Here is a 9,881-nt window from a genome sequence, read left to right on the forward strand (position 1 = left end):
ACCGCTCAGGGTGGCCGCAATGCTACTCTGGACCGGGCTCGGCAATCCCGAGCCCGGCATGCGCAGGCAGCGCCATAATATTGGCTTCATGGCTGTCGAGCGTATTGCCGAATACTACCGGTTTTCTCCCTGGCGTGCGCGCTTCAAGGGGGAGACGGCCGAGGGCAGCATCGAGGGACAAAAGGTTCTTCTGCTCAAGCCCATGACCTATATGAATTTATCCGGCGAGAGCGTGCAGCAGGCTGCGCGGTTCTTCAAGATTCCGGTCTCTGACATCACGGCGTTTCATGATGAGCTCGATCTTGCCTTCTGCAAGGTGCGCGTCAAACGGGGCGGCGGCGCAGCGGGGCATAATGGCCTTCGCTCAATGGACAGGATGCTGGGGGACCAGAACTACCAGCGCGTGCGCCTCGGTATCGGCCATCCCGGCCACAAGGACCGTGTGACGGGCCATGTGCTGGGCGATTTCGCCAAGGCCGAACAGAACGAACTCGAAGCGCTTCTCGATGCCGTGGCTGCGGCGTCGCCTCTGCTGGCCAAAGGGGAGCCGGAAGCAACAATGACAAAAATCGCCATGCTGTGCGGGGAGAAACGCTGATGGGCTTCAATTGTGGCATCGTGGGGCTCCCTAATGTGGGCAAGTCCACCCTGTTCAACGCGCTGACGGAAACGGCAGCGGCCCAGGCGGCGAATTATCCCTTCTGCACCATCGAACCCAATGTGGGGCGCGTGGCCGTGCCTGATTCGCGCCTCGATAATCTGGCGCGCATTGGCAAGTCGCAGAAGATCCTGCCGACCAGCCTCGAATTTGTCGATATTGCCGGTCTCGTGCGCGGTGCATCTCGTGGTGAAGGTCTGGGCAACCAGTTTCTCGCCAATATCCGTGAAGTCGATGCCATTATCCATGTGCTGCGCTGCTTCGAGGATGACGACATCACCCATGTCGAGGGTGGCGTGGACCCCGTGCGTGATGCCGAAATCATCGAAACCGAGCTGATGCTGGCCGATCTGGATTCGCTCGAAAAGCGCCAGGTCTCGCTGCAGAAGCGCGCACGCGGCAATGACCGTGAAGCGCAGCAGCAGCTCGCCATCATGGACCCCATCATCGCGGCCCTGCGCGAGGGCAAGCCTGCCCGTACCGCCGTGCCGAAAGGTGAGGAAGAGACGGCGCGCCGCCTGCAGCTCATGACCACCAAGCCGGTGCTCTATGTCTGCAATGTCGAGGAAGGCTCTGCTGCCACCGGCAACAGCCATTCCGAAGCCGTGCGCAAGCGTGCCGAGGCCGAAGGGGCTGCCATGGTCGTGGTCTCTGCCGCCATTGAAGCCGAAGTCAGCCAGCTGCCGCAGGAAGAGCGCGCAGAGTTCCTCGAGGGGCTGGGGCTGAGCAATTCCGGTCTCGACCGCGTTATTGCTGCTGGTTATGGCCTGCTGGGTCTCAGCACCTATTTCACGGTCGGTCCGAAAGAGACCCGCGCCTGGACCATCACCAAGGGCACAAAAGCCCCGCAGGCGGCAGCCGTCATTCATAACGACTTCGAACGTGGCTTCATCGCCTGCGAAACCGTGGCCTACGACGACTATATCGCCTGTGGCGGTGAGTCCGGCGCCAAGGAAGCAGGCAAGCTGCGCATTGAAGGCAAGGAATATGTGGTGCAGGACGGCGATGTCCTGCTGTTCCGTTTCAACGTCTGACCTCTTTGACCCCATCGGGGTAAGAGATTTTGCCTGACGCGGGCGGTCACTACTTGACCGCTTGGCGTTACAGGCAAGAATGGTGCGTTGTTCTGGAGCGCGCCATGGAAATCCTCGTCGCCTGTGATTCCTTCAAGGAGAGCCTGACCGCCGAGGCGGTGGTCGAGGCGATTGTCACCGGTTTTTCCGATATTTTCCCGCAGGCACGCTATCACGCCTTTCCCATGGCCGATGGGGGCGAGGGTACGGCGGCTATCATGGCGCGCACGCTTGGCGGCCAGCTGGAAAGGCGTCTGGTCTGCGGTCCGCTCGGTGTGCCGGTTGCAGCCAGATTTGCCGTTCTGAACGAAGGGCGTACGGCCCTGATCGAACTGGCCGAAGCTGCCGGGCTGGCGCAGGTTCCCCCTGAATCGCGAGAGCCCCTTTTCACAACGACCCGTGGTGTAGGCGAGCTTATGCTCGCAGCGCTCGATTTGGGCTGCGAGCATCTCGTTCTCGCTCTGGGCGGAAGTGCCACATGCGATGGCGGAGCAGGGCTTCTGCAGGCACTCGGCGTGTCGCTGCGCGATCTGCGTGGTGAGGAAATCGCCCAGGGCGGGGGGCCGCTGGGCTCTGTCTTCACCCTTGACGACGCAAAGCTCGACCCGCGTCTTGCCGGATGCCGTATCGAGATTCTCTGTGACGTGACGGCACCCCTGCTCGGGGAAAGTGGCGCTGCAGCCGTATTCGGGCCCCAGAAGGGCGCAACACCCCCCATGGTCACTATTCTGAATGGGGCGCTGGCCCGGTTATCCAGTCTGCTCGAGGCGCGCTGCGGGCGCGACCTGTCTATGGATGCCGGTATGGGGGCTGCGGGTGGCACCGCTCTGGGGCTGGTCGCGCTGTGCGGGGCAACGCTCGTTCCCGGGGCTGGAGCCATTGCGCGTCTGCTCGGACTGGACACACTGATGAGCCAGGTCGATCTGGTCATCACGGGAGAGGGGCGCCTCGATGGGCAGACGGCGCAGGGCAAGGCGCCTCATGCGATTGCGAGCATGGCCAGACAGGCAGGCAAGCCCGTTCTGGCGTTTGCGGGTACGCTGGGAGAAGACTGCGAAAAACTCTACGAACTGGGCTTTGATGCGCTGTTCAGTAGTCTCGATCGTCCCTGCTCGCTTGAAGAAGCCTTGTCAGACGCTGCCCCCTCCCTGCGTCGCTGTGCACGCAACGTTGCAGCAGGGCTGGCGGTCGGGCGATCTTTTCAAGCGGTGCAGGAGTGATACATAGCCTGATCGCTCTTTTGCAGCCCTGGCGCTGACAGAGCGCCCGATGCATCGCAGACAGGAGAATGCAGGATGGAAGCCGTCACCCCCCAGTCCGACTTCAAGGCTCTGACCGGACCAGCACGCGCTGCCGCCCGTATTCTTGCGATTGCCCCGGAAAGCCAGCGCAATGAGGCCCTTCGGGCAGCAGCCGAATCGCTGCGTCGCCATTCGGCCGATATTCTCGTGGCCAATGCCCGCGATGTGGCGACATCAAAGGCAAGCGCCGCTTTCATCGACCGGCTGACACTGACCCCGGCACGTATCGAAGCCATGGCCAAGGGACTCGATGCGATTGCATTGCTGCCTGACCCCGTGGGGCGTGTGCTGTCTGAGTGGACGCGTCCCAATGGTCTGATGATTCGTCGCGTAGCGACCCCTCTTGGTGTGCTCGGCATGATTTACGAGAGCCGGCCGAATGTCGGCGCCGATGCCGCCGGGTTGAGCATCAAGTCGGGCAATGCCGTCATTTTGCGTGGTGGGTCTGAAAGCCTCAATTCGGCACGCTGCATCCAGAGCTGTATTCAGCAAGGTCTCGAGCAGGCGGGTCTGCCGCGCGAATGCGTACAGATCGTGCCGGATGCCGACCGCGCCCATGTGGCGTCCATGCTGGGTGCAGCGGGCGAAATCGACATGATCATCCCGCGCGGGGGCAAATCACTCGTCGAGCGTGTGCAGCGCGAAGCGCGTGTGCCGGTGCTCGCCCATGCCGATGGCCTTTGCCACACCTATATCCATGAGGACGCCGATTTCGCGATGGCACGCGAGATTCTGGCCAATGCCAAGATGCGCCGGACAGGTGTGTGCGGCGCAACCGAGACCCTTCTGATCGACCGGGAAATCGCGGCGAGCCTCTTGCCGCTTCTGGTGCAGGATCTTCATGCGCTGGGCTGTGCGATTCTGGGTGACGAGACAGCGCGTAGCATCGTGCATGACCTCGAGCCCGCCAGTTCCGACGATTTCGCCACAGAGTGGCTTGATGCGCGCCTGTCTGTGGCGGTGGTCGACGGCGTCGATTCAGCGCTCGCCCATATCGCGCGCTATGGCAGCGGTCATACCGAAGCGATCATCACAGCGAATGCGGAAGTGGCGGAGCAGTTTCTGAACGGCACCGACAGCGCGGTGGTGATGTGGAATGCCTCGACGCAGTTCTGCGATGGCGGCGAGTTTGGATTCGGCGCCGAGATCGGTATTGCGACCGGCAAGATCCATGCCCGCGGCCCGGTCGGTCTCGAGCAGCTTACGACCTTCCGTTACGAGGTGCGCGGCACCGGCCAGACGCGCCCCTGACGTGCCGCAAATTCCGAAATACGGTGACAGTCGCGCCATTTCGATCGGTCTGCTGGGTGGCTCATTCAATCCTGCCCATGCGGGCCATCTGCAACTGGCCCGTTATGCCCTGACCCATCTGCGGCTCGATCAGGTGTGGCTCATGGTCTCCCCCGGCAACCCGCTGAAGCCGCGAATCGGTATGGCCCCGTTTGAAGACCGTCTGGCTTCGGCTCATGCGCTCGCTGACGGGCGGCATATCATCGCCACCGATATCGAGGCGCGGCTGAACAAACGCTATACGGTCGAGACGATTGCCCTGCTTCGCCTGCGCTTTCCTCGTGCCCGCTTTGTCTGGCTCATGGGGGCAGATAGTCTGGCCACACTTACCCGCTGGCGGCGCTGGCGCGAACTGGCCCTGCATGTGCCCATGGCCGTGGTGCCGAGACCGGGCAGCAACCGGACGGCCCTTTCAGGACGGGCGACCCATGCTCTCAGCCATATGCGTGTGCCCCCAAGGCAGGGGCCAGTCATGTCGCGCTCTAAAGGTGGTGTCTGGGCTTTTCTTCCGGCGCCGCAAAACGGTATATCAGCGACAGCGCTGAGGGATTCTGGAAATTATCCCGCCGCGCGCTCTCTAATGAATTGACCGGAGTGTCGAGCCATCGCCAGAAAACCGTCCGACGAGACGACCACCCCAGCCCGTCGCAGCCGTGCGTCCGCTGGTGAGACCAAGCCTGCCACGGGCGAGAAGACTGCAACCCTGAAAACGGCGGGCACGCCGCGCAAGAAGGCGGCTGCTGCCGGGCCGCGCAAGTCGCGCGCTGCCGCCGCACCGCGTGAAACCGTTGCGCGTGAACTTGTCGAGCAGGCACTGGCTGTCATCACGACCAGCCTTGATGAAGACAAGGCAGAAGATATCGTGACCCTCGATCTGCGCGGTCGTGCCAGCTTTGCCGATCATATGGTGGTCGCAACCGGTATTGCCGATCGTCAGATCGCCGCCATGGCGTCGCACATTGAAGACAAGCTGAACGAGATCGGCATCAAGCGCATCACCATCGAAGGCGCGAACGGCACGGATTGGGTGCTGCTCGATACCGGCGATATCGTGGTGCATCTCTTCAAGCCTGAAAGCCGTGCGCTTTATGCGCTTGAGCGCATGTGGGGCAAGGATCTCGACGACAGCGCCGCAGACGAAGCCGACACCACGGATCTCTGATCTTTCATGATCAGGATCGTCGCCGTCGGTCGATTGAAGAGAGGGCCGGAGCGGGAACTGTTCGACCGTTATGTCGAGCGCACCCGCCCCAGGGTCGAACTGGTTGAGATTGCCGAATCGCGCGGCAGTGCGCTCGAAATCCGCCGCAAGGACGCTGCAGCAATTCTTGCAGCCTGCCCTGAGGGCAGCATTGTGGTTGCCCTCGATGAAGGGGGTACGTCCCCCGACTCCCAGCAGTTTTCAACAATGCTCGAGACCTGGCTGGCTACAGGCAAGCAGGTGTCTTTTGTTATTGGTGGTGCAGAAGGGCTCGAGGCAAGCGTGATCAATCGCGCCGATTCGCGCATTTCCTTTGGGCGCATGACCTGGCCGCACATGATCGTCCGTCTGCTTCTGGCTGAGCAGATTTATCGCGCGCGCGCGATCAGCGCGGGACATCCCTATCATCGCGCTGCCCGGCCGTAGCCGACACGATATTGGTCTTGCTCTGATCAGCCTGCCTTTCGGGCAATAAAAAAGGCGACCCGTTTCCGGGCCGCCCAAGGGCAATGCGGTGAGAGAAGTGCTTAGCGCAGGTTGCGGCTCGGGCCTTCAAGGCCGAATGCATCATCCGGCGCTTCTGCAACTTCCGTCGAATTCATCGGATGCTGCAGCGCGGCAAAGCTCTGCGTCGCAACAGAATGCGAGCGGATGGAACGATGTGCCGGGGCAGGCGTATTGTTAGCCATCATCACCCCGTCATCAGGACGGCCATAGATGAAGCCGTAGGTCGGGTAGATGCTGCCGTAGGTCTCGGTCTTGCTGTTGAGCGCAACGCGAACTGCCGACCAGTCATTATTGGGAGAAACGTCGATGACTCGTACGTTCTTTGCCACGCCATTCTGCGCCCAGTGAGACTGGTCGATAACAATGGTGCGGTTGTCTTCAATCGCGCGAACCACAGCGACATGACCGTAAGGCATGCGACGAATCGCGCGGAAGTTCAGAACGGATCCGGGTTCGGGAGCGGAGCCGCGGGCATATACGCCACGGGAATTTTCCCACCAGTCGCGAGCGTTACCGCTCAGAACAACATCGGAAGCGGCTTTGGCGTAGGCAACACACTGGATCACATGTCCGCCCGAGCGGTGGCGGCGCGGTGTGAAACGGGTCTGGTGAATGGCACCGCGATGCGAGCCGCTCACATGAGCGACATGCACACCATGCATGGCAGATTTGTGAGAAATCTTCTGGCGGGCTTCAGCCTTCGGTGCGAGAAGCGCCGACCCGATCAGAACGGATAATGCGGTCAGAGACGAAAAAAACGGCCTGCGCAGAAGTCTGAGGCAACTTTTCTGTCTCACGTTCATTGATTCCGCATCCGCCCGTTATGTGTTGCATCTAGGTAACTGTGTTCACCTTGAATATGCAACCCGTGTAGTGCGGAGTCATGGCGAATTTATGAACTTTCCCCGAGAAAATTTTGTGTCAGCCCGGGGAAAGGTCAAGAGGCCTTACTTTGTTGTGATCAGCATGATCTCAACAAGCATGCGCGGGTCAGCCAGAACGGCCTGAACGCAGGCACGTGCGGGGGCCGATTCCTTCGGCAGCCATGCCGTCCACTGAACATTGAGCGCATCGCGGTCAGCAATGTCCTTCAGCCAGATCTGGGCCTGCAGTATGCGGGTGTTGTCGGTGCCATGCTGCTCGAGCAGGATATCGAGTTGCTCGAGCACGTCTGCCGTCTGCGCAGCGAAATCGGCGTCGAGGTTACGGGCAACAACACCCTGGGTGAAAACGAAGCCGTGATATTCGACGGCCTTCGACATGACGGGGTTGGGTTCCGTGCGGATGATGCGGCTCATGAGGGTCTCCTGAAAACCTTGGGTTGCCGGGCCAGCCATGCCGTGCCCGCTTGGCCGAACTCTGGTCCGGGTAAGGCATCGGGTCAATCCTGACGGGTCGATGATTGCTTGCCTGTGAGACAGTGGCGCGGTATCGCGCCTAAAGGCCTCTCAAGGACCTGCCTTTATCCACGACCGCGAAGGAGAAGCCGGTTTTGCGTGCCCGCACTGTAAAGGTGACCCCCCTGCGCCAGAATTGCACGGTGCTTGAAAATCCGGAGACCGGACAGGCTCTTGTTGTAGATCCGGGCGGCGACGCACCAGAATTGCTGAAGATTCTTGATGGCATGACTGTCGAGGCCATTCTTCTCACGCACGGGCATTTCGACCATGTCGGTGGGGCCGATGCCCTTCGAGAAGGGCTGGCGCGCCGACAGACAACCCCTGTGCGCATTATCGGCCCTGACCGGCGTGACGAGTTTCTGCTGAATTCGGTCACAGACCAGGCTCAGGCTTTTGGCCTGTTCGATCTCCATAATGCCCATCCCGACCATTTCGTCGTCGATGGTGAGATCCTGGAATTCTCGGGCGCCCGTTTCGAGGTGGCGCACTGCCCCGGTCACACGCCAGGGCACGTTGTCTTTATATGTCATGAAGACAAGCTTGCGATCGTGGGAGACACCCTGTTTCGTGGTGTTGTTGGTCGTTCTGATTTCGCTTATGGCGACCATGAAGGCCTGATTGCCGGGATCAAGCGCAGACTGCTTTCCCTGCCTGACGATTACATTGTTCTGCCCGGTCATGGTCTGCCGACGATGATTGGTGAAGAACGAAAGAATAATCCTTTTCTGAACTGATAGCCGGGAGCCCCTGTATGAAGACATTATTCACGAAGGGTCTGCTTCTGGCGGGGATCGCCCTTGCTCTGCCCGTCTCCGGCGTGTTGGCCGACGACGCCAAACCGGCGGTCGCGCAAAAGCCGCTCGAAAAAGCGCCCCTGACAATCACTGACCGTCAGGGACACAAGCATGAGTTCACGGTCGAGATAGCCCGCAGTGAAAAAGAGAAGGAAGCAGGCGAGACATTTCGTGCGTCGCCCCCTGAGGGCACCGGAATGCTCTTTCTCTTCACGCCGCCCGAGGCTGCAGCGATGTGGATGCACGACACCCCTGCCTCGCTCGATATGGTGTTCATAGCGCCTGATGGCCATATTCAGGCGATGGCGGAAAAGACGGTCCCGTTCAGTGAAAGACGCCTGAGCGGCAATGGCGATTCTGCTGCGGTGCTTGAAGTGGCAGCGGGCACGATGGAGAAGAATGGTATCGTCGTTGGAGACGTCGTTTCCTCCAAAGCCCTGCCGACGGCACGCTGAAGGCAATGAAGATCTTCCTGACAGGCGCGGCAGGGTTCGTCGGTTATCATGTGGCTGAGCGGTTGCTGAGCCAGGGGCACGAGGTGGTCGGGTTCGACTCACTGAACGATTATTACAGCGTTCAGCTGAAAAAGGACCGTCTGGGCCAGCTTGCGCCGAAACCGGGCTTCACTTTCCGTCAGGGTGATCTGAGCATTCGGGATGATGTCGATGCCATCATGGCCGAGCATCCAGACATCACACATATCGTCCATCTCGCGGCACAGGCTGGTGTGCGTTATTCGCTGGCCGATCCCTGTGCCTATATCACCGCCAATATGATGGGCCATGTCGTGCTGCTTGAGGCGGCACGTCACCTGACGGGTCTTCGCCATATCGTCTATGCCTCGTCTTCCTCGGTTTATGGCCTCAACGAGACCATGCCTTTTCGTGAGACCGATGCGGTCGATCGGCCCGGCTCCTTTTATGCGGTGACCAAGAGAGCAGGCGAACTGACAGCACACGCCTATGCGCATCTCTACGGCCTTCGTCAGACAGGGCTGCGCTTTTTCACGGCCTATGGTCCGTGGGGGCGGCCTGATATGGCCTATTACAAATTCGCCCGTGCCATCACGGCAGGTAAGCCGCTTACCCTTTATGCGGGCGAGGGGCTGGCCCGCGATTTCACCTATATCGACGATATTGTCTCCGGTGTGGTGGCGGCTTTGGCCCATGAGCCGGAGAAGGGTGTTTCCCGCGTGTTCAATCTGGGTAGTGATTCTCCCACCCCGGTGAGTCGTCTGGTGGCGCTGCTCGAGAGCGAGCTCGGGTGCAAGGCTGTGATCGAGGCAAAGCGTCGGCCCCTTTCCGATGTCGAGGCCACCTGGTCTTCCCATGAGGAAATAACAGCGCTTACCGGCTGGCGTCCTGTCGTAAGCCTTGAGGAAGGCGTTCGCCGGTTTGTCGAATGGTTCCGGGCTTATGAGCCTCAGGAAGCCGATGCGGGAAGCGTCACCGATTTCGATTGCGCTGCCGGTTGAACGGTGTCGTTCAGACCTGCGTGTTTGAACGTCTGGTCGAGTTTTTTTGAATTGGTGTCATTTTTTTGAAATTTTGTGATTGACGGGTGTGGGTGTGGGGTCTAAAAGCCCGTTCACCGCAGCGGAACACGCCGCGGTGACTGCCTTGGGAACTGAGTGATATCAGTGAGTTAGGGTAAGGTT

At 60.4% G+C, this 9,881-nt stretch carries 12 protein-coding genes; 10 read left to right on the plus strand and 2 right to left on the minus strand.

What is annotated here, in order from left to right:
* The first annotated feature begins 19 nt into the window (after nt 1-19).
* The 7 genes from pth to IEV53_RS12980 all read left to right on the plus strand — a co-directional run bounded on the left by pth (nt 20) and on the right by IEV53_RS12980 (nt 5,949).
* A complete protein-coding gene (gene pth / locus IEV53_RS12950; protein WP_188427239.1) occupies nt 20-598 on the plus strand; it encodes an aminoacyl-tRNA hydrolase in 579 nt (192 codons plus the stop codon).
* Nucleotides 598-1,692: a redox-regulated ATPase YchF gene (ychF, locus tag IEV53_RS12955; RefSeq protein ID WP_188427240.1), complete on the plus strand. Its 1,095-nt coding sequence runs from the start codon at nt 598-600 to the stop codon at nt 1,690-1,692. Before pth ends, ychF begins: the two co-directional genes overlap by 1 nt.
* Before the next feature lie 104 nt (nt 1,693-1,796).
* Nucleotides 1,797-2,951: a glycerate kinase gene (locus tag IEV53_RS12960; RefSeq protein WP_188427241.1), complete on the plus strand. Its 1,155-nt coding sequence runs from the start codon at nt 1,797-1,799 to the stop codon at nt 2,949-2,951.
* Between the two features lie 75 nt (nt 2,952-3,026).
* Nucleotides 3,027-4,283: a glutamate-5-semialdehyde dehydrogenase gene (locus IEV53_RS12965; protein WP_188427242.1), complete on the plus strand. Its 1,257-nt coding sequence runs from the start codon at nt 3,027-3,029 to the stop codon at nt 4,281-4,283.
* A 1-nt stretch (nt 4,284) separates the two neighbouring features.
* On the plus strand, nt 4,285-4,911 hold the full coding sequence (locus IEV53_RS12970) for a nicotinate-nucleotide adenylyltransferase (RefSeq protein ID WP_229719883.1): 627 nt from the start codon (nt 4,285-4,287) through the stop codon (nt 4,909-4,911).
* Nucleotides 4,912-5,025: 114 nt separating this feature from the next.
* A complete protein-coding gene (rsfS, locus tag IEV53_RS12975; protein ID WP_188427265.1) occupies nt 5,026-5,484 on the plus strand; it encodes a ribosome silencing factor in 459 nt (152 codons plus the stop codon).
* A 9-nt stretch (nt 5,485-5,493) separates the two neighbouring features.
* Nucleotides 5,494-5,949, plus strand: a complete 456-nt coding sequence (locus IEV53_RS12980; RefSeq protein ID WP_188427266.1) for a 23S rRNA (pseudouridine(1915)-N(3))-methyltransferase RlmH — start codon at nt 5,494-5,496, stop codon at nt 5,947-5,949.
* Nucleotides 5,950-6,050: 101 nt separating this feature from the next.
* Here IEV53_RS12980 and IEV53_RS12985 read toward each other — a convergent pair whose 3' ends face one another.
* Both IEV53_RS12985 and IEV53_RS12990 read right to left on the minus strand, forming a co-directional pair.
* The gene (locus IEV53_RS12985) at nt 6,051-6,833 is read right to left on the minus strand and encodes a CHAP domain-containing protein (protein ID WP_188427244.1); all 783 of its coding nucleotides are present in this window, start codon (nt 6,831-6,833) and stop codon (nt 6,051-6,053) included.
* Between the two features lie 144 nt (nt 6,834-6,977).
* Nucleotides 6,978-7,328, minus strand: coding sequence for a RidA family protein (locus IEV53_RS12990; RefSeq protein WP_188427245.1), 351 nt, complete (start codon nt 7,326-7,328; stop codon nt 6,978-6,980).
* A 194-nt stretch (nt 7,329-7,522) separates the two neighbouring features.
* On the opposite strand from IEV53_RS12990, the gene IEV53_RS12995 reads away from it, so the two are divergent.
* From IEV53_RS12995 to IEV53_RS13005, 3 genes are read left to right on the plus strand one after another with little or no spacing between them, the layout of a single operon-like run.
* Nucleotides 7,523-8,164 carry an MBL fold metallo-hydrolase gene (locus tag IEV53_RS12995; protein ID WP_229719885.1) on the plus strand — a complete coding sequence of 214 codons (642 nt, stop codon included), beginning with the start codon at nt 7,523-7,525 and terminating at the stop codon, nt 8,162-8,164.
* A 17-nt stretch (nt 8,165-8,181) separates the two neighbouring features.
* Complete coding sequence (locus IEV53_RS13000; protein ID WP_188427246.1) at nt 8,182-8,679, plus strand: DUF192 domain-containing protein; 498 nt, start codon at nt 8,182-8,184, stop codon at nt 8,677-8,679.
* A gap of 5 nt (nt 8,680-8,684) precedes the next feature.
* Nucleotides 8,685-9,698 (plus strand): NAD-dependent epimerase/dehydratase family protein, encoded by a 1,014-nt coding sequence (locus IEV53_RS13005; protein WP_188427247.1) that lies wholly within the window; start codon nt 8,685-8,687, stop codon nt 9,696-9,698.
* The last annotated feature ends 183 nt before the right edge of the window (nt 9,699-9,881 follow it).

It is taken from the genome of Asaia siamensis (genome assembly GCF_014635085.1).
Lineage (GTDB): Bacteria > Pseudomonadota > Alphaproteobacteria > Acetobacterales > Acetobacteraceae > Asaia > Asaia siamensis.

Coding starts and splice junctions, on each gene's coding strand:
- pth (WP_188427239.1), top strand. CDS start 20: ATGCTACTCTGGACCGGGCTCGGCAATCCCGAGCCCGGCATGCGCAGG.
- ychF (WP_188427240.1), top strand. CDS start 598: ATGGGCTTCAATTGTGGCATCGTGGGGCTCCCTAATGTGGGCAAGTCC.
- IEV53_RS12960 (WP_188427241.1), top strand. CDS start 1,797: ATGGAAATCCTCGTCGCCTGTGATTCCTTCAAGGAGAGCCTGACCGCC.
- IEV53_RS12965 (WP_188427242.1), top strand. CDS start 3,027: ATGGAAGCCGTCACCCCCCAGTCCGACTTCAAGGCTCTGACCGGACCA.
- IEV53_RS12985 (WP_188427244.1), bottom strand. CDS start 6,833: ATGAACGTGAGACAGAAAAGTTGCCTCAGACTTCTGCGCAGGCCGTTT.
- IEV53_RS12990 (WP_188427245.1), bottom strand. CDS start 7,328: ATGAGCCGCATCATCCGCACGGAACCCAACCCCGTCATGTCGAAGGCC.
- IEV53_RS13000 (WP_188427246.1), top strand. CDS start 8,182: ATGAAGACATTATTCACGAAGGGTCTGCTTCTGGCGGGGATCGCCCTT.
- IEV53_RS13005 (WP_188427247.1), top strand. CDS start 8,685: ATGAAGATCTTCCTGACAGGCGCGGCAGGGTTCGTCGGTTATCATGTG.